This is a genomic window from Streptomyces sp. NPDC091416 (assembly GCF_044756845.1).
Lineage (GTDB): Bacteria > Actinomycetota > Actinomycetes > Streptomycetales > Streptomycetaceae > Streptomyces.
Genome location: NZ_JBIVTU010000017.1, coordinates 30083 through 48565 on the forward strand (window position 1 = coordinate 30083; position 18483 = coordinate 48565).

The following is an 18483-nucleotide window of genomic DNA, read 5'->3' on the forward strand; positions in this document are numbered from 1 at the left end:
CGGCCCCGGCCTTGCAGGGCCGTCCCCGCAGCGCACGACTGCGGGGACGGCCCGCTCTCACTTCTCGCGCAACTCGTCCTTGGCCACGAGCTGACCGTCCGTGAAGCACAGCCGGTACACCCCGGGCCCCATGGAGAAGAAGCCGCCGCCGTCGGCTCGGTAGTACCGGCAGGAGGCCTGCTCCGGGATCGCCGGACCCCGCAGCGCATCCCGCGGATTCACCTGCTGGTCGGGGAGCTGGGAGCGCAGGTCCTCCCATTTCTGGCCCTGTCGCAGACCCCGGTAGACGTCCTTGTCGAGCGTCATGCTCTCGTACGTCCGGGAGAAGTAGCCGATCATCAGCACGGCCACCGCGGCCGTCGCCGCGACCGGCACGGCCACCACGGCCACCAGACTGCGGCGCACCCGGCGTTCGGCCCGCTGCCGGGCCCTGACCGAGACGGGCGCACCCAGCAGCCCGCCGGCATCCGGGCCCGGGGACCGGTCGGTGCCGGTGCCCGAATGCGGCAACTGCGCCGCCACCTCGAAGCCGCCGTGTTCGAGGGGGTTCGCGGCCAGGGTGCCGCCCAGGACCCGGACCCGCTCGGCGAGCCCGACCAGCCCCATCCCGCTGCCGCTGGTGTCGTGGGGCGGACTGTCCGGCGCCTCGTTGGTGACGGTCACCCGGGTGAGGTCCGTCAAGCGCTCCAGCAGCACCTGGATCTCGGCACCCGGGGCGTGCTTGGCCGCATTGGTCAGCGCCTCCTTCACGACGCGCTGCACGGCCTCCTCGACGCCCCGCGGCGCCGGGAGGTCGAGGCCTCGCCGCTTCAACTCGATGAGCATGCCGGCGGTACGCGCCCGGTCCACGGTGCTCATCACGTCCTCGCGCAGCGACGGCGCCGGTTCCTGGGAGGCGTCCACGCGCAGCACGCCGATGATGTCGCCGAGCCTGGTGATCGCCTGGGCCGAGTTGACGCGCAGTTCACTGGCGGTGGACCTGGCCGCCTCGTCCAGGCGCGGGGAGACCTCGAGCGCGGCGGCCAGCATGGCGATGAGGGTGAGGTCATGGCCGAGCTGATCGTGCATGTCCTGTGCGATGCTGGCCCGTTCACGGATCCTGGCCCGGTCGACGCTGAGCTGCTGCTCCCGCTCCAGATGCTGGGCGCGCTGCCAGCCGGCCATTTCGAGCTCGCGGCGTTGGTGCCGGTGCCGGCCGGCCAGCCAGGCCGTCACGGCGCCGACGAGCAGGGGGGCGGCATTCAGCCACGTGGTGAGATGGCCGGACTTCATTCCGGTGGTGAGGACGGTCGCGGCGACCACCCCCGCCGCGATGGCGATTTCCAGGGGCCGTTCGCGCATCTTGCGCCGGCCCACGAGATAACTCATCGCGAACAGGGCGGGCGAGTACCAGGGATTGACCACACTGAGCGCCGCGCCGGCACCCCAGGCCAGCGGAAGGTGGCGTTCCCGGAAAGCGACGACCGGCACGAGGAGGACGAGCCCGCCCAGTCTCCACCAGGCCGTCGACGACGTCAGATCGGTGGGGGAGCCGAGCAGTGGCGGCACGGAGAGCCCGCACCACAGCGCTACGCTCCAGATAGCCTTACGTCGTTCGGCGTAAGCGGCAAGGAAGCGGGAACGGCCGGACCGCCGCTCGGGTTCACCGCTCCTTCGGGGACCCTTGACGCCTTTCACAGGGATTCCTGGCTGTGAACCGACACGGCACCGGCCGGGGCGAAGAGAGAATGGGTAATCAGGTGATTCGAGTTCTGCTCGCTGACGACGAACCGATGATGAGGGCGGGAGCCCGGGCGATTCTCTCGGCCGACCAGGAGATCGAGGTGGTGGCCGAGGCCGCCGACGGCCGTCAGGCCGTGGAGATGGTCCACCGTCACCAGCCGGATGTCGCCCTGCTGGATGTCCAGATGCCGCTGCTGGACGGGCTGGACGCGACGTCCGAGATCCTGAGGTCCTCCTCGCGCACCGCCGTGATCATCTTCACGACCTTCAGCAACGACGACTACATCGCGCGCGCCCTGAGCAACGGTGCGAGCGGCTTCCTGCTGAAGTCGGGTGACCCGCGTGAACTGATCGCGGGTGTGCACGCGGTGGCCGACGGCGCCGCCTATCTCTCCCCCGAAGCGGCGCACCGGGTGATCCGGGGCCTGTCCCTGGAGAACATGTCGCGGAAATCGGCCGCCCGCGAGCAGGCCGCCCGGCTCAGCGGCCGCGAGCGCGTCGTGCTGGGGCTGCTCGGCGCGGGCCTGTCGAACGCGCAGATCGCCCGTCGCCTGGACCTCGTGGAGGGCACGGTGAAAACTCATGTCAGTTCCATCCTCAGGAGACTGGACGTCGGCAACCGGGTACAGGCCGCGATCATCGCCCATGAGGCGGATCTGATCACAGCGGCCGACTGAGGACAGGTCCCGTACCCCGCAGAGGCGTCCGGCCGGCACCCGACGGGTCAGCCATGGCTCAGGACGTTGACGACGCGCCCGTTCGGATCGCGTACGAAGAAGCGGCGCACGCCCCACTCCTCGTCGGCCGGGCCGTACACGATCTCCGCGCCGCTGCGCACCGCCGCCGCGTACACCGCGTCCACGTCCTCCACCTCCACGCTCAGATCGGGAGTGAGCGGCGCGGTCCTGTCCGCGGTCATGATGCTGACCTGGGCCGTGGGGTGGGAGGGCGAGGCGAGCGTCATGATCCAGCCCTGGTTCATGACCTCTTCGAGGCCCAGGAGCCCGTAGAAGGCGGCGTTGGCCCGCATGACTCCGGAGGCGTCCCCGGTTCCGTCACCCGTGCCGGTCACGATGTTGGGGACGACGCGGCGGACGGACATCGGCGGCTCCTGTCGGTGGATGGCGCTGAGCCACCGAGCTTACGACCCGACCCCGGCCACGGTGCGCTCACGCCGCCGCTTGCGGACCGCGCGGTCTGGTTACGGCGGTCACGGGGCGCGCGCAGGAGGTCAGTTGGGGGCGCCGGCCTGGCTCGGTACGGTTTCGAGGCTGCGGAGCAGACGCTCACCGCGATCTTCGGCCATGTCCAGAGTGGCCAGAACGGCCGGGGTCGAGATGCTCGGGAGCACATAGTGCAGCAGGACCGAGATCCGCCGGCCGAGATCCTCGCGGTTGGACAGGACCTGGGACATCACCTGGATGCCCGAGAAGGATCCCGCCAGCATCTCGGCGGCCTCGCCCGGATCGACGTGCGGCAGCAGCTCGCCCTGCCCCTTGGCGGCCACCAGGAGATGTTCGAGCCGGTCTATCCAGCCGCGAAAGGGCGTGCCGCGGTCGAGGCCCTCCACGGCCTGGTCCATGGCCAGGCCGACGCTGGCGCGGACCAGTGGCTCATGGCGCAGCCGGTAGGCGAGGAGCATGCCCTGGTCCACCAGCTCCTGGAGCTTCGTGAGCTGGGGCGGCAGCGGATCGCTGTGCAGCTGTATGTCCATCACCCCGAGGGCGAGATCCTCCTTCGAGGCGAAGTGGAAATACAGCGCGCCCTTGGTCACTCCCGCACGTGCCAGGATCTCGCTGATGGTCGCGCTGCTGTACCCGCGCTCGTCGAACACGTCGGCGGCCGCCACCAGGATCGACCGGCGGGTCTGGATCGCGCGCGCCTGCTGTGCCATCAGCTTCTCTCTGACTGGTGGCGTGGTTGGTGCCACAGGGGGTTGGCTGGAAAGGAAAACCGGGCTGTCAGTATCTTACTGCGGGGCGGCTCGGCCCTTTGACTCGGATCCTCCTGGGGGAACTTCATGGTTCAGCTCACCTCACGCAGCGCTTCGATGTCGGTGGAGAGCGTAGAGCGGGCCGGGCACTCCACGGATGCCGGCCGCGCCGAGGCCTCCTCCGCCGGCCCGGAAGAGACCGGCGCCCCGGCCGGGGAGGGACCCGGCCGCAGAGACGGTTCACCCGACCGGCTGAGACAGCTGGTCCACCGGACCGACCCGCGCGACGTCTTTCCCACCGGGCTCACCCAGCTCACCGACACCCAGTTCTCCGTGCCGGCCCACTGGCCACGGGCCCACCGCTTCTTCGCCCCGGTCGGGGGCAGTCATCAGGACCCCCTGCTCATAGCCGAGACCATGCGGCAGACGACGATGCTGATCGCCCACGCCCAGTTCGGTGTGCCGGTCGGCGACGCCTTCGTGATGTGGGAGCTGCGGTACACCTCCGCGTCGGAACGGCTGGAGCTGGGCGAGGACCCGTGGGACATCACGGTGGACGTGTCCTGCTCCCGGATCCGCCGCCGGGGCCGGAGCCTCGGCTCCATGCACATCGAACTCCTCCTGCACCGCCGCGGCACCGTGCTCGCCACCGGCGGCGGCCGGATCAGCTGCACCTCGGCCGCGGCCTACCAGCGGCTGCGCGGCCACCGCGGCGCCGTCCTCGACGCCCCGATACCCCTCCTGCCCGCCGTCGCACCCCGCACGGTCGGCAGGACCTCCGAGAACGACGTCGTCCTGGCGCCCGGTACGGACCCCGGCACCTGGCTCCTGCGGCTCGACACCCGGCATCCGACGCTCTTCGGCCGCCCCAATGACCACGTACCGGGCATCCTGCTGCTGGAGGCGGCCCGGCAGGCCGCGCACGCGGCCACCGGCTCGGCCTTCCTGCCGACGGCGCTGGAGGCCGACTTCCTCCAGTACGTCGAGCTGGACCGTCCCTGCCGGATCGAGGCCACGGTGCTCCCGGCCGACGGGGAGGACCCACTCGCGCCCGCCGGAGTGCTCATACGGGCCGTTCAGGACGGCAAACCGGCTTTCACCTGCACCCTCCGCTCGCCGGAACTCCACCCGGCCGGGCCCGGCGATGTCAGAACGGACCTCTCATGACCCCCCGCATCCTCATCACCGGCGCGACCGGTTTCATCGGCAGCCGGGTGGCCGCCGCCGCCCGCGCGACGCCCGGGATCCGGCCGCGTCTGATGACCCACCGGACCGCCCTCGACACCCCGGCGGACGGGCTCAGCTGCGAGACGGTGTACGGGGACCTCGCCGACCCCGGATCGCTGCGCGGCAGCTGCGACGGCGTCGACGCCGTGATCCACTGCGCCTCACGGGTCGGCTCCGACGAGCAGACCGCCCGGACCGTCAACGACCACGGCACCCGCGCGCTGGTCGACGAGGCCGTACGCGGCGGAGTGGGCCGGATCGTCCTGCTGAGCACCGCGTCCGTCTACGGCCGGGGCCCCTTCACCGCGCTGCTTCCCGGAGTGGCCGAGCCCGCCCCCGTCTCCGCCACCAGCCTGACCCGGGTCGCCGCCGAGCAGCACGTCCTGGCCGCCGGCGGAGCCGTCCTGCGCCCGCACATCGTGCACGGGGCGGGGGACCGGTGGGCGATCCCCGGACTGGTCGCCCTGCTGAGGTACCTGTCGGCGGCACCGGCCGGCTGCGACGCCCGTCACTCGCTGATCGACGTGGAGACGCTGGGCCGCGCACTGCTCGGGGCGGCACTGGCCCCGAAGCCGCCGTCCGGCATCTACCACGTCAACCACCCCGAGCCGGTGACCTGCTCGGACCTGCTGTCCACGGTGCTCGGCGAACTCGGGCTGCCCTGGGCGGGCACGGAGATCGCACTGGACGAGGCCCGTGCCCGGCTGGCGGGCGTCCCGTACGCCACGCACCACTTCGACATGCTCACCGTGGACCACTGGTTCGCCGACGAACGGCTGGGCGAGGACCTCGGCTGCGCCCCGGGCCCGGACTTCCGGACGTCCTTCGCGCAGCACGCTCCCTGGTACCGGGAGTTCCTCAGCCGCTGAAGCCGCTGAAGCCGCTGAAGCCGGCCGGGCCGCTGAGGCCGCCACGGCCGCCGAGGCCGGGCCTCACGCGCCCGCCGGGTCCGGGATGCGGGTCCCCGTCCCGCTCACCCGCACCCGCGCGTCGCCCGCCCGCAGGGTCACCGTCAGCGTGCCGGGGCGGCCCATGTCCTCGCCCTGGTGCAGGGTCAGCACGGCGGCCTCCGGGACCAGCGACAGGGTGCGCAGGTACGCGCCGAACGCGGCGGCCGCCGCGCCCGTCGCCGGGTCCTCGACCACCCCGCCGACCGGGAACGGGTCGCGGACGTGGAAGACGGTGTCCGAAGCGCGCCACACCAGCTGGACCGTGGTGAGGTCCAGCCGGTGCATCAGCGCTTCGAGGCGCGCGAAGTCGTAGGAGAGCGCCGCCAGCCGCTCACGGCTCGCGGCCGCCAGCACCAGATGACGGGCGCCCGCGTACGCGATCCGGGGCGGCAGGGCCGGGTCGAGATCGGCGGCCGGCCACGCCAGCGCGGCCAGCGCCTCCGCGACGTCCTCGGCGGCGGCGTCCGTGACGTGCGGCTCCACGCTGGTGAGGGTCGCCCGCAGCGCGGTCCCCTCGCGGACGACGGCGACCGGCACCGGGCCCGCCGCCGTGGCGAACTCCAGGTCCCCGGGGCCGTCCCGCTCGGCGAGCGCCAGGGCCGTGGCCACGGTGGCGTGACCGCAGAACGGGACCTCGGCCTTCGGGCTGAAGTAGCGGATCGCGTAGCCGCGGGCACCGGTCTCCGACGCCTCGGTCCGGCCGGTCAGGAACGCCGACTCGCTGTACCCGAGCTCCGCCGCGACGGCGAGCATGCCCGCCTCGTCCATGCCGGAGGCGTCCAGCACGACGCCGGCGGGATTTCCGCCCGCGGGGTCGGCGGAGAAGGCGGTGTAGCGCAGGACGGCGGACTGCGGAAGATCGCTCATGCGCACGACAACCGCGCCGGGCCCGGGACCATTCCCGGGCCGCGGCACGGTGTGCGCCCCGCTCCCCGCTCCCGTCAGCCCCGGCCCACGTACGGCATCCCCGTCGCCATCACGGTGACGGACTGGACGTTCGCCTCCAGCGGCAGCTCCGCCATGTGGAGCACCGTCCGCGCCACGTCCGAGGCGGCCATCACGGGCTCCACGGCCAGCTCGCCGTTGGCCTGGAGGATCCCGGTCCGCATCCGTTCGGTCATCTCGGTCGCGGCGTTGCCGATGTCGATCTGCCCGCAGGCGATCCGGTACGGGCGGCCGTCCAGCGACAGCGACTTCGTCAGGCCGGTCATCGCGTGCTTGGTCGCGGTGTAGGCGACCGAGTGCGGGCGCGGCGCGTGCGCGGAGATCGAGCCGTTGTTGATGATCCGGCCGCCCTGCGGGTCCTGGTCCTTCATCTGGCGGTACGCCGCCTGCGCGCACAGGAACGCCCCCGTCAGGTTCACGTCGACCACCGTGCGCCAGTCGTCGTACGCGATGTCCTCGACCGGCACGGCGCGCGGCCCGAAGGTGCCCGCGTTGTTGAAGAGCAGATCGAGGCGGCCGAAGCACTCCCGTACGGAGGAGAACAGGGCGTCCACGTCGTCCGGGCGCGACACGTCGGCGGGCACGGTGATCACCCGGGCGTCCGGCCCGGCCAGCGCGGCTGTCTCGGCCAGGGGTTCCGGGCGGCGGCCCGCGAGCGCCACCGACCAGCCGGCGCCGCACAGTGCCAGCGCCACCGCGCGGCCGATTCCGGAGCCCGCGCCCGTGACCACGGCCGTCCTCGTCGTGGAGTTCAACAGTTTGTTGCTCATGGTGCGGCAGCGTACGCCGCCCGTTCCGCGGGACGCGGCCGGGGGCAAACGGCGCGTCCGGGTGGGGTGTTCGCCTCCCGTGGGTGATTCCCGCGCGCCGTCCCGGCGATTTCCCGGCCGCCGCGGCCGAAGTTAATGATCATGGTTTTGCCGCGAACGCGGAGTTTGCCCCCGGGGATCCATTCCTGCCGCGTTCCTCATCCGGGCGACGCCCGTGCGACGCGAGCACGACAACCGCCCGATGTGTCGGGCCGGTGGACTTCCCCCACATCACCAGTCAGGGGAGGGACAGATGACGCTCTCATCGCACCAGCAGGAGCTGCGCGACGCGGTCCGGAACACCGGCCGCCGCCGCTTCCTCACCGTCACCGGAGCCGCCGCCGCACTCGCGTTCTCCGTCGGGCTGCCGGCCGCGGGAGCGGCGAGCGCCGCCGAGCTCGACACCCGGCAGATCGGCGAGGACCCGTTCACCCTCGGCGTCGCCTCGGGCGACCCGCTGCCCGAATCCGTCCTCCTGTGGACGAGACTCGCGCCCCGCCCGTTCGAGCCCGACAGCGGACTGCCCGCAGCCCGTATCGAGGTGCGCTGGGAAGTGGCCCGCGACGAGCGCTTCCGGCACATCGTCCGGCGCGGCACCGCCACCGCCCACCCGGAGTTCCACCACAGCGTCCACGTGGAGGTCAAGGGCCTCGGACCGGACCGCGTGCTCTACTACCGCTTCCGCGCCGGACAGTGGACCAGCCCCGTCGGCCGGACCCGTACCGCCCCCGCGCCCGGCGCCCACAAGCGCGAACTGTCCCTGGCCGCGGTCTCCTGCCAGGCCTACCACGACGGCTACTTCACCGCGTACAAGCACCTCGCCCAGGAGGACGTGGACGTCGTCTTCCACCTCGGCGACTACCTGTACGAGTACGCCGTCACCGCGACCGGCGGAGCCCGCAACTACACCGACCGGACCCTGCCCGCCCTCTTCAACCGGGAGACGACCACGCTGGAGGACTACCGGCTGCGGTACGCCCTCTACAAGTCGGACCCGGACCTGCGCGCCGCCCATGCCGCGCACCCCTTCGTCGTCACCTGGGACGACCACGAGACCGAGAACAACTACGCGGGCGAGACCCCCGAGAACAGCGTGCCGCCCGAGGAGTTCCTGATCCGCCGGGCCGCCGCCTACCGCGCGTACTGGGAGAACCAGCCGCTGCGCGCCCCGCAGCTGCCCGACGGCCCGGACATGAAGCTCTACCGGCGCCTGCAGTTCGGCCGGCTCGCCCAGTTCGACATCCTCGACACCCGCCAGTACCGCAGCGACCAGGCGTACGGCGACGGCTGGCAGACCCCCGGACCCGAGTCCGAGGACCCGTCGCGCACCCTGACCGGCGCCGCCCAGGAACGCTGGCTCATCGACGGCTGGCGCCACTCGAAGGCCACCTGGAACGTCGTCCCGCAGCAGGTCACCTTCGCCCAGCGCCGCGACGTCCCGACCGACGCCTACAAGCTCTCCATGGACTCCTGGGACGGCTACCCTGCGTCCCGCGACCGCGTCCTGAGGGGTGCCGAGGCCGCGGGCGTGGACAACCTGATGGTGCTGACCGGCGACGTGCACGTCGGTTACGCCTTCGACCTGAAGCGGGACTTCGCCGACCCCGCCTCCCGTACCGTCGGCACCGAGATCGTCGCCACCTCCGTCGCCAGCGGCAAGAACGGCTCGGAGAAGCCCGCCAACTGGGCCAACCTCATGGCCGCCAACCCGCACATGAAGTTCTACAACGGGCGCCGCGGGTACGCCCTCGTCACGCTCCAGGAGGGCCAGGCGCGCGCCGACTACCGCACGGTGTCCGCCGTCACCACGCCCGGCGCCCCCGTGACGACGGCCGCCTCGTTCGTCACGGAGGCCGGCAACCCGGGCCTGACCCCGGCCTGACCCGGGCCGGACGCCCTACGGCACCAGGCCGTCCACGGGGTAGCGGACGCCGATGCGCTCACGTACCGCATCGAGCGTCCGCATGACCGCGAGCGAACCGTCCAGCGGCACCAGCGGGGACTCCGTCTCGCCCGCCCGGACCGCCCGCATCACCTCGGCCGCCTCGAACTGCATGCCCGACAGACCCTGTGGCCCCGGGCCGGAGGTGATCTCCTCCGGCTCCCGGCCCGCCCGGTGCAGCACGAAGCTCTGCGGATAGAAGAAGCTCTGCGGGAAGTCGATCCGGCCCGCCGTCCCGATCACCGTGGCGGCCGTCGGATGGTGCCCGACGAGCGAGCAGGACAGCAGCGCGTTCGCCCCCGACTCCCAGCCCAGCAGCATGCCCGTGTTCAGGTCCACGCCCTCCGGCGACAGCAGCGCATCGGCCTGCACCCGGTCCGGCTCGCCCAGCAGCAGCTGCGCGAACGACACCGGATAGACCCCGAGGTCCAGCAGCGCGCCGCCGCCCAGCGCGGGGTCGCGCAGCCGGTGCCCGGCGTCGAAGTCGCCCGCGAAGCCGAAGTCGGCCTGCACGGTGCGGATCTCGCCGATCGCCCCGTCGCGCACCAGCTCCGTCATCCGCCGGATGACCGGGTTGCAGTACGTCCACATCGCTTCCATCAGGAAGAGGCCGCGGTCCCGGGCGAGCTTCACCAGCTCCCGGGCCTCGCGCTCGTTGATCGTGAACGCCTTCTCGCACAGCACGTGCTTCCCGGCCTCCAGGGCCAGGGCGGCCGCCTCCCGGTGCGCGGAGTGCGGCGTGGCCACGTACACCACGTCGACCTCCTCGTCGGCGACGAGCGCGGCCCAGCTGCCGTACGCCCGCGGTATCCCGAACCGCTCCGCGAAGGCCTGTGCCGAGGCGTCCGTCCGGGAGGCCACGGCCACCACCTCCGCATCGGGCATCGCCTGCAGGTCGGCGGTGAAGGTCGCCGCGATCCCACCTGTCGCCAGCACGCCCCAACGGACAGTCCTGCTCATGCACGCTCCCAAAAAGGTGTCGACCATTCCGGCTGAGCTGAGAGCATAGAGGCGGATTCAACAAGTATGGAGATGAGAATGCCGGACAGCGGCCTCAGCCGGGCCCAGCGGATACCCACGACCGACACCGGGGCCATACGCCCCCCACTCACCCCTCCACCCGGCTCCGCCGCCACCGCGGCAGCCCGGCGCACCGGAATCCTCGTCACCCTGGTCCTCGGCGGTCTGACCGCACTGCCGCCGCTGTCCATGGACATGTACCTCCCGGCGCTCCCCGCCGTCACCGACTCGCTGCACGCACCGGCCGCGACCGTCCAGCTCACCCTGACCGCCTGCCTCACCGGCATGGCACTCGGCCAGGTCGTCGTCGGCCCGATGAGCGACCGCTGGGGCAGGCGCCGCCCGCTGCTCCTCGGGATGATCGTCTACGTGTTCGCCACCGCGATCTGCGTCTTCGCGCCGACCGCCGAACTCCTCATCGGCTTCCGTCTCCTCCAGGGCCTCGCGGGCGCGGCCGGAATCGTCATCGCCCGGGCCGTCGTGCGCGACATGTACGACGGCGTGGAGATGGCCAGGTTCTTCTCGACCCTGATGCTGATCTCCGGAGTCGCCCCCGTCATCGCCCCGGTCATCGGCGGACAGGTCCTGCGGATCACCGACTGGCGGGGCATCTTCGCCGTCCTGACCGTCGTCGGCGTCCTGCTCACCCTCGTCGTCTGGAAGTGGCTGCACGAGACCCTGCCGCCCGCCGACCGCCACACCGGCGGCGTCGGCGACGCGCTGCGCACCATGCGCGGGCTGCTCGCCGACCGTGTCTTCAGCGGCTACATGATCGCCGGCAGCCTCGCCTTCGCCGCACTCTTCGCCTACGTGAGCGCGTCCCCCTTCGTCATCCAGGAGATCTACGGCGCCTCGCCGCAGACCTTCAGCCTGCTCTTCGGCATCAACTCGGTCGGGCTGATCGCCGTGGGCCAGATCAACGGCAAGGTCCTCGTCGGCCGGATCAGCCTCGACAAGGCGCTCGGCTTCGGGCTCTCGGTCATCGTGCTGGCCGCGACGGCGCTGCTGCTGATGACGTCCGGGGTCTTCGGGGACGTCGGACTCGTACCGGTGGCGACCGGACTCTTCGTGCTGATGTCGGCGATGGGCCTGGCCATGCCGAACACCAACGCCCAGGCGCTCATGCGTACCAAGCACGCGGCGGGTTCCGCCTCGGCGCTGCTCGGTACGTCCTCGTTCCTGATCGGCGCGGTGGCTTCGCCGCTCGTCGGGATCGCGGGCGAGGCCACGGCCGTGCCGATGGCCGTCGTGCAGCTGGTGTGCGCGGTGGGCGCGATGGTCTGCTTCCTGGTGATGTGCCGGCCCTGGCAGCAGCTGGCCGCCCGGCCCTGAGGGCCGCGTCGCGGTCAGCCGGCCCGGGGGTAGCCGATCAGGTGCAGCCGGTCGTTGTCGTCGGTCCAGCGGAACAGCCCGACGCCCTCGGCACCCTCCGAGCCGGGGATCCGGGCGTTCGGTGACAGCAGATCCGTCGCCCCCGTCGAGAGGTCGGCCTCAAGGGGGAAGCCGCCGCCGGTCAGCGCGTCCGCCGCGTTGCGCACGTTCGTCGCCCCGTACGCCTTGCCGTCATCGGTCACCGAGGCCAGGGCGAGCGTCCTGGACCCCTCGGTGTCCTCGAAGCAGAAGCCCTTGCCGGCCTCCAGGTCGAAGGCGAGGTTCCCGGCCACCAGATAGCCGCCCGACGGCGAGACGACGGCCTGCGGGTACTGGCCCGGCTCGATCGCCGGCTTGTGGCACCGTACGGAGACCAGTGCCTTGCCCGTCTCCGTGTCGTGCACCGTCCACAGGTCATGGGTCGCGGCGAGCTTCGCGCCCTTGGCCAGCTGCCACTTCACCAGCATCACCCCGGGGACCACGGACGCCGGGACGCCGCTCTGCCGGTCGGCGCCCTTGGGCGCCACGTTCCGGCTGAACCAGCCGCCCTGCACCCAGAACTCCCGGGCCCCGCTCACCAGCAGGCCCTTCGACGTCAGGCCGCGCACCTCGGTGAGCTGCTTGCAGGACGCACAGCCCTTCGGGTACTTCAGCGCCTTGGCGGGAACCCTGGTGATCCTGCCCGTCGCCGGGTCGACGACCGCGCTCGTGGCCCCGCCGTTGCCGATCACGATGCCGGGACCGGTGCCGGTGACGGTCGGAGCCGTGGCCCACGGCACGTCCACGCGCTGCCGGCCACCGTCCTCCACGGTGTAGATGTCGAGGGAGACGATCCGGTCGGCGGGCGCCGGTGCCTCCTGGCCGACCTTCCCGTACGACCAGGTCACGAAGTACTCCTGGTCGTCCGTGGTCACGGTGAGCAGCTTCGGGAAGTGCGAGGCCGCCGGCGGGCGCCAGGCGTCCCCGCTCCAGCCGGCCCGCCCGGTCTCCGAGTCGATCGTGCGCAGCCGGTACTCGCCCTCGGCCGTCCGCACCAGAAAGGCGAGCCGTCCGGTCGTCCGGGAGACCGCGTAGTCCGGAGAGATGTCGGCCAGCTCCCAGCCGCGCCCCGTCGTGTACGAGGCCGGGACGGTCAGCTGCGTGGCGGGGCCCGTGCTCTTCCTCACCGGCGTCTTCGGCTTGCCGTCGTCCTTCTTCTTGCCGCCGCCACCGCAGGTGGCCAGCAGGAGCAGCAGCGCCAGCACCAGCAGCCCGCCGACCAGAGCCAGACGCACGACGCGCTGCCTCGTGGTCCCTCCGCCGGCCGGAGCCAGGCGCCCGAACTGCAGTCTCATGGTCCCCCCGATGAGCAATCCCCGACCCGGGCCTTCGCGCGAGCAATTCCCGCCCGGGGCCTCAGAGCCTTCGCGCCGGTCAGCGTAGCAACTGGTCCGTACGCCTTCGCAGTTCGGTTCCGTCCCCGTTCCGTCCCGATTCGGCACGGAGTCCGGGCCGTTCGCGGCCGCCTACAATTCCTCGGTGAACGCCACCCTCCCCACCGCGGAAGCCCTGCGCGCGGCCCTGGCCGGACTCCTCGACGGGCTGCCGCCCAAGCAGGCCGCCCAGGCCGTCGACCGGCTCATCGCCAACTACCGGGGGAAGACTCCCACCGACGCCCCGCTGCTCCGCGACCGCTCGGACGTCGCCGCGTACGCCGCGTACCGGATGCCCGCGACGTTCGAGGCCATACGGTCCGCCCTCGACGCCCTGCGCGACGCCGCCCCGGACTGGGCCCCGGCCACGCACACCGACGTCGGCGGCGGCACCGGCGCGGCGAGCTGGGCCGTCGCCGGGGCCTGGGACGGGCCGCGGACCACCGTCCTGGACTGGGCCGAGCCGGCCCTCGCGCTCGGCCGTGAGCTGGCCGGGGCCTCCGGCCTCCCGGGGCTGCGCGCCGCCGCGTGGCAGCGGGCCCGCATCGGGGAGGACCTGGCACTGGACGCCGCCGACCTGGTGACCGTCTCCTATGTGCTGGGCGAACTCACGCCCGGGGCCCGGACCGCCCTCGTCGACGCCGCGGCCCGTGCGGCCCAGGCCGTCGTGATCGTCGAGCCCGGCACTCCCGACGGCTACGCCCGCGTCATCGAGGCCCGCGACCGGCTGATCGCCGCAGGGCTCACCGTCGCCGCGCCCTGCCCGCACAGCGACGCCTGCCCCATCGAGCCGGGCACGGACTGGTGCCACTTCTCGGCCCGGGTCAGCCGCTCGTCGCTGCACCGGAAGGTGAAGGGCGGCTCGCTGCCGTACGAGGACGAGAAGTTCAGCTACGTCGTCGCGACCCGCTTCGCCGCGGCGCCCGTGGAGGCGCGGGTCACCCGCCGGCCGCAGATCCGCAAGGGCCAGGTGCTGCTGGAGCTCTGCACCCGGGACGAGGCGCTGCAACGCGCCACGGTCACCAAGCGGCACGGCGCGCTCTACCGCGCCGCCCGGGACACCGACTGGGGCGACGCGTGGCCGCCCCCGGAGGACGCGGGACAGTCGTAGCCCCCCGGGGGCGCGGGATAGTCGTAGCCCCCGGGGGACGGGGGCCGGCCGTGGCCCCCGGAGGGCGCGGGACAGTCGCAGCCCCCGGGGACCGCCGCTACGCCCGCAGCTCCTGGGTGCAGCACTTCACGCTGCCGCCGCCCTTGAGCAGCTCGCCCAGGTCCATCGGCACCGGTTCGAAGCCGCGGTCGCGCAGCGGGTCGAACAGGCCCGTGGCGGCCTGCGGCAGCACGACGTGGAGCCCGTCGCTCACCGCGTTCAGCCCGAGAGCGGCGGCATCCGCCTCGCCGGCGATCAGCGCGTCCGGGAAGAGCCGTGCCAGCACGGCCCGGCTGCCCGGTGAGAAGGCGTCCGGGTAGTACATGATCTCGTCGGCCGCGTCGTCGAGGACGCTCAGCGCCGTGTCCAGGTGGTAGTAGCGCGGGTCGACCAGGTCGAGGCCGATCACGGGTCGCCCGAAGAACTCCTGCGCCTCGCCGTGCGAGAGCGGACTGGACCGGAAGCCGCGCCCCGCCAGGACGTACGAGGAGGTCACCGCGAAGTCGCCCTCGCCCTCGTTGATGTGGACGGGGTCGTGGATCTCGGTGAAGCCGTGGCCGCGGAACCAGTCGCGGTGGGCGGCCGCCTCCGGGAACCGTTCCCGGTACGCGAACCGGGCCCCCAGCACCCGGCCGTCGATGACGGTCGCCCCGTTGGCGGCGAAGACCATGTCCGGCAGGTCCGGGTCGGGCGTGAGCAGCTCCACGGTGTGGCCGAGGGCGCGGTAGCGGGCCAGCAGGTCCTCCCACTGGGTCTGCGCCAGGGGGAGGTCGACGGGCTTGGTGGGGTCCATCCACGGGTTGATGGAGTACGTCACCCTGAAGTGGGCCGGGGCGCACATCAGGTAGCGGCGGGGTGTGGCCCGACGGCTGCAGGGGCGGCGCGAAGCGCCTCCGTGAGGGGTGGAGGTCGGGTGACGAGTGGGCAACGGGGGCTCCTCACGAACGTCGCGGCGGCATTGGTGGCCGCGCGGCCGGTGCGTCGCACGGGTGTGTGCGTGAGCCCATGGTGCGCCGTCCCGGGCCGTCGGCACAGTGGACCGATCGGGTGGTTCCGTACAGCTGTGTGACGTGTGACCGACTCGTCCATGTCGGGGGTGGCGGGCACCCCGTTCCGGGCCTCCGATCACCTGAAATTCATCTGCCATTTCATGACAATCAGCATGATATCGGGCACTGCGGCGCGTCAGTCGGCGTACCCCGCTTCAGGACTCTGGCCACCCGGAGCGCAGGATGGTGGGACCATGGGCAGGGGCAACGCTTGAGGTAAGGGGATAGATGGGCGCCGATTTCAGCCGTGCTCGCGGCTCAGAGAGCAGGTTTTCCCACTGGCTGCGCCGTCGGCCCAAAGCGCAGCAGGGCGATGCCGACGGCAGCGCACGGGTGGCGCTGCTCCTGGCCGTCGCCGAGGCCGGGATGCCGATCGCGCCCGCCGCCCATCCGGTCGGCTACCGATGTTCGTGCGAACGCGTCGGCTGCCCCACCCCCGCCCGGCACCCGGTCTCCTTCGCCTGGCAGACCCAGTCCACGACCGACCGCGCCCAGATCGAGCGCTGGGCGCTCAGCCAGCCGCAGGCCAACTTCATCACCGCGACCGGCATGATCCACGACGTTCTCGACGTTCCGCTGTCGGCCGGTACGCAGGCGCTGGAACGGCTGCTCGCCGCCGGCATCGACGTGGGCCCCGTGGCCCGGTCCGGCGACGACCGGATGCTCTTCTTCACCGCGACGCGCGGGACGCCGGAGGACGAGGACGAGTGGTGGCCGTGCGAGCTGGACAGCCACCCCGAGACGATGGACGAGCACCCCGGACTGCGGTGGCACTGCCGGGGCAGCTATGTGCTGCTGCCGCCGGCCATGCTCCCCGGTGAGCTGGACGTCCGCTGGGTGCGGGGGCCGGAGAATCCGCTGCCGGACCCGCTGACCCTGCTGGAGACGCTGACGGACGCGTGCGCCCGGTTCGTGGGATCCGCGGAGCAGAGCGACGTCGATCACGAGTCGGTGGCCTGGCCGATGGGCCGGTAGGAGAAGGGGCCTGGGGCGACGCGAAAGCCCCAGGACCGCTCGACGCGGCCCGGGTCGTGCCCGCGGAGTCCCGTCCGGTCGCGCGGGCGGACGAGGGTACGTGGCGGACACGCCCTCGGGGGCAGAGCCTTAGGAACCCTTCGCCGACGTCAGCCCCGGCACCCGGTTCAGCACGATCACCTTGCCGGTTCCGGCACCCTTCTTCGGGACGTACACCAGCTGGCCGGAGACCCGCTCCTTCGTGAGCGTGCTCCGCACCTCGCCGGTCATCAGCGCCGCGACGTCCGGGGACACCGTCGGACGCAGTCCCTGCGCCGCGGTCTGCCGCTCGAAGTGCTTGCTGCTGAAGAAGACCAGCGCACCGCCGTCGGCCGTCTCCAGGCCGACCGGCGCGAACGTCCCGCTGTTCAGCGGCTGATCGATGTACTGGTACGAGAATCCGGCCCGCCGGGTGTTCAGGCGTGAGGTGCGCCAGACCGAGGTGGCCGCACCCGGGGCGAACACGTCCGGCGTGCCGTTCTGCAGGTACCCGCTGTACTGCGCGCCCAGGTCCTTCGGCGCCACCGCCAGTGCGGTACTGTCCGCCGCCACCGGGTCGGCCCATCCATCGCCGTCCTTCGCGAAGTCGGGGAGCTGGGACGGGGTGACGACCGCCAGATAGGCGGCCTTCCACCCCGCTTCCGGCCCGGACCTGACGAAGACGAACAGCCAGCGGGTGTCCTGCTTCCCGCTGTCCTGATCACGGTTGGAGTCGGTGTCCGCGACGAACCACCTCGGCCAGCCGGCCTTCTTCGGGATGATGTAGTGCGCGTCCGTCAACTCCAGCGGCCGGTGGTTCGCGTTGCCGCCGGGGTTGTTCTTCTGCCGGGCCCGCAGACCCGCCTGGTTGATCGCGCCGAGCGCACCGGTGACCCGGTCCGCGTCCTGTGCGGGGTCGTAGGCCTTGTCCGCCGCGTTGTACGCGGCGGTGAAGTCGGCCAGCGCCTGCGCGGCTTCAGACCGCGTCGCCGCCCGGACGACTTCCAGCTCGCCGTGCACCGTCACGCACCCGCTCGCCGTCATGCTCAGCACCGTCGCTGTCGCGAGCCCCGTCGCCAGCCGAACCGGCCTCAGGCTTCTCATCCGTTGCTTTCCGCGCCTTCTGATCCGTCGCACCCGCTGCGGGGGCCTCTGACCGTCCGAACCCTACCGGGGAGAGGAACAGCGCGAGTGTGGGGATCAGATACAGCGCCCACACCGTGATCTGGAGCACGGTCGGATCGGGCTGGAAGTTGAACGTGCCCTTCAGCAGCGTGCCGTACCAGCTGTCCGGCGGGATCGTGGTGCTGATGTCGAACGCCCGGTTCCGCAGCCCGCCGAGGAACTCGGCCTCCTGCAGGTCGTGGACGCCGTACGCGAGCACACCCGCCGCGACGACCACCAGCATGCCGCCCGTCCAGGTGAAGAACTTCGCCAGATTGATCCTCAACGCGCCCCGGTAGAACAGCCACCCGAGCACGACAGCCGTGGCGATGCCCAGCACCGCGCCGATCATCGGATGCCAGCCGTCGTCCGCCGCGTGCACCGCGCGCCACACGAACAGCGAGGTCTCCAGGCCCTCACGACCCACCGCGAGCAGCGCCGTGGCGACCAGGGCGCCGGTGCCCATCGCGAGCGCCGCGTCGAGCTTTCCGTGCAGCTCCGACTTCAGGTGGCGCGCGGTGCGGCGCATCCAGAAGACCATCCAGGTGACCAGGCCGACCGAGACAATGGACAGCGAACCGCCCAGCGCCTCCTGGGCCTTGAACGTCATCTCCTGCGATCCGAATTCGAGACCGGCGCCGAAGGCCAGGCTGACGACGACGGCGATGGCGACACCGATCCAGATCGGCAGCAGCTTGTGCCGGTTGCCGGTCTTCACCAGGTACGCGATGAGAATGCAGACGACCAGGCTGGCCTCAAGGCCTTCGCGCAGGCCGATCAGGAAGTTGCTGAACAC

General features: G+C 72.0%; 17 protein-coding genes. 7 read left to right on the plus strand and 10 right to left on the minus strand.

From position 1 onward, the window contains the following. Positions 1 to 57: 57 nt before the first annotated feature. A complete protein-coding gene (locus ACIQMX_RS35905) occupies positions 58 to 1548 on the minus strand; it encodes a sensor histidine kinase (RefSeq protein WP_402484392.1) in 1491 nt (496 codons plus the stop codon). Positions 1549 to 1727: 179 nt separating this feature from the next. Between ACIQMX_RS35905 and ACIQMX_RS35910 the strand changes: the two genes are divergently transcribed. Further along, the gene (locus tag ACIQMX_RS35910) at positions 1728 to 2399 is read left to right on the plus strand and encodes a response regulator (protein ID WP_402484394.1); all 672 of its coding nucleotides are present in this window, start codon (positions 1728 to 1730) and stop codon (positions 2397 to 2399) included. A 47-nt stretch (positions 2400 to 2446) separates the two neighbouring features. Here ACIQMX_RS35910 and ACIQMX_RS35915 read toward each other — a convergent pair whose 3' ends face one another. Both ACIQMX_RS35915 and ACIQMX_RS35920 read right to left on the minus strand, forming a co-directional pair. Beyond that, entirely contained in the window at positions 2447 to 2824 is a 378-nt protein-coding gene (locus ACIQMX_RS35915; RefSeq protein WP_402484396.1) for a VOC family protein, read from the minus strand. Between the two features lie 129 nt (positions 2825 to 2953). Continuing rightward, positions 2954 to 3616 carry a ScbR family autoregulator-binding transcription factor gene (locus tag ACIQMX_RS35920; RefSeq protein WP_148017576.1) on the minus strand — a complete coding sequence of 221 codons (663 nt, stop codon included), beginning with the start codon at positions 3614 to 3616 and terminating at the stop codon, positions 2954 to 2956. A gap of 126 nt (positions 3617 to 3742) precedes the next feature. Between ACIQMX_RS35920 and ACIQMX_RS35925 the strand changes: the two genes are divergently transcribed. Both ACIQMX_RS35925 and ACIQMX_RS35930 read left to right on the plus strand, forming a co-directional pair. Further along, positions 3743 to 4822: a ScbA/BarX family gamma-butyrolactone biosynthesis protein gene (locus tag ACIQMX_RS35925; protein WP_402484398.1), complete on the plus strand. Its 1080-nt coding sequence runs from the start codon at positions 3743 to 3745 to the stop codon at positions 4820 to 4822. After that, on the plus strand, positions 4819 to 5751 hold the full coding sequence (locus tag ACIQMX_RS35930; protein WP_363073059.1) for an NAD-dependent epimerase/dehydratase family protein: 933 nt from the start codon (positions 4819 to 4821) through the stop codon (positions 5749 to 5751). Before ACIQMX_RS35925 ends, ACIQMX_RS35930 begins: the two co-directional genes overlap by 4 nt. Before the next feature lie 63 nt (positions 5752 to 5814). Here the strand turns inward: ACIQMX_RS35930 and ACIQMX_RS35935 are convergent, their stop codons facing one another. Both ACIQMX_RS35935 and ACIQMX_RS35940 read right to left on the minus strand, forming a co-directional pair. Then, positions 5815 to 6699: a PhzF family phenazine biosynthesis protein gene (locus tag ACIQMX_RS35935; protein ID WP_402484401.1), complete on the minus strand. Its 885-nt coding sequence runs from the start codon at positions 6697 to 6699 to the stop codon at positions 5815 to 5817. A gap of 74 nt (positions 6700 to 6773) precedes the next feature. Next, entirely contained in the window at positions 6774 to 7547 is a 774-nt protein-coding gene (locus ACIQMX_RS35940) for an SDR family oxidoreductase (protein WP_402484403.1), read from the minus strand. A gap of 292 nt (positions 7548 to 7839) precedes the next feature. Between ACIQMX_RS35940 and ACIQMX_RS35945 the strand changes: the two genes are divergently transcribed. Further along, on the plus strand, positions 7840 to 9468 hold the full coding sequence (locus tag ACIQMX_RS35945) for an alkaline phosphatase D family protein (RefSeq protein ID WP_402484405.1): 1629 nt from the start codon (positions 7840 to 7842) through the stop codon (positions 9466 to 9468). A gap of 15 nt (positions 9469 to 9483) precedes the next feature. Here the strand turns inward: ACIQMX_RS35945 and ACIQMX_RS35950 are convergent, their stop codons facing one another. Continuing rightward, positions 9484 to 10488, minus strand: a complete 1005-nt coding sequence (locus ACIQMX_RS35950) for a Gfo/Idh/MocA family protein (RefSeq protein ID WP_402484407.1) — start codon at positions 10486 to 10488, stop codon at positions 9484 to 9486. Positions 10489 to 10566: 78 nt separating this feature from the next. Between ACIQMX_RS35950 and ACIQMX_RS35955 the strand changes: the two genes are divergently transcribed. After that, a complete protein-coding gene (locus ACIQMX_RS35955) occupies positions 10567 to 11880 on the plus strand; it encodes a multidrug effflux MFS transporter (RefSeq protein WP_363073049.1) in 1314 nt (437 codons plus the stop codon). 14 nt (positions 11881 to 11894) lie between these two features. On the opposite strand, the gene ACIQMX_RS35960 is transcribed toward ACIQMX_RS35955, so the two are convergent. Beyond that, positions 11895 to 13193: a hypothetical protein gene (locus ACIQMX_RS35960; RefSeq protein WP_402484409.1), complete on the minus strand. Its 1299-nt coding sequence runs from the start codon at positions 13191 to 13193 to the stop codon at positions 11895 to 11897. Between the two features lie 244 nt (positions 13194 to 13437). Between ACIQMX_RS35960 and ACIQMX_RS35965 the strand changes: the two genes are divergently transcribed. Then, positions 13438 to 14442 carry a small ribosomal subunit Rsm22 family protein gene (locus ACIQMX_RS35965; protein WP_402484411.1) on the plus strand — a complete coding sequence of 335 codons (1005 nt, stop codon included), beginning with the start codon at positions 13438 to 13440 and terminating at the stop codon, positions 14440 to 14442. A 97-nt stretch (positions 14443 to 14539) separates the two neighbouring features. On the opposite strand, the gene ddaH is transcribed toward ACIQMX_RS35965, so the two are convergent. Further along, complete coding sequence (gene ddaH / locus ACIQMX_RS35970) at positions 14540 to 15409, minus strand: dimethylargininase (RefSeq protein WP_363073043.1); 870 nt, start codon at positions 15407 to 15409, stop codon at positions 14540 to 14542. Between the two features lie 349 nt (positions 15410 to 15758). Here ddaH and ACIQMX_RS35975 point away from each other — a divergent pair, with 349 nt between their 5' ends. Further along, positions 15759 to 16505: a bifunctional DNA primase/polymerase gene (locus tag ACIQMX_RS35975; protein ID WP_363073041.1), complete on the plus strand. Its 747-nt coding sequence runs from the start codon at positions 15759 to 15761 to the stop codon at positions 16503 to 16505. A 129-nt stretch (positions 16506 to 16634) separates the two neighbouring features. Here the strand turns inward: ACIQMX_RS35975 and ACIQMX_RS35980 are convergent, their stop codons facing one another. Both ACIQMX_RS35980 and efeU read right to left on the minus strand, forming a co-directional pair. Continuing rightward, on the minus strand, positions 16635 to 17567 hold the full coding sequence (locus ACIQMX_RS35980) for a hypothetical protein (protein ID WP_363073039.1): 933 nt from the start codon (positions 17565 to 17567) through the stop codon (positions 16635 to 16637). Beyond that, a complete protein-coding gene (efeU, locus tag ACIQMX_RS35985) occupies positions 17500 to 18483 on the minus strand; it encodes an iron uptake transporter permease EfeU (RefSeq protein ID WP_363073037.1) in 984 nt (327 codons plus the stop codon). Before efeU ends, ACIQMX_RS35980 begins: the two co-directional genes overlap by 68 nt.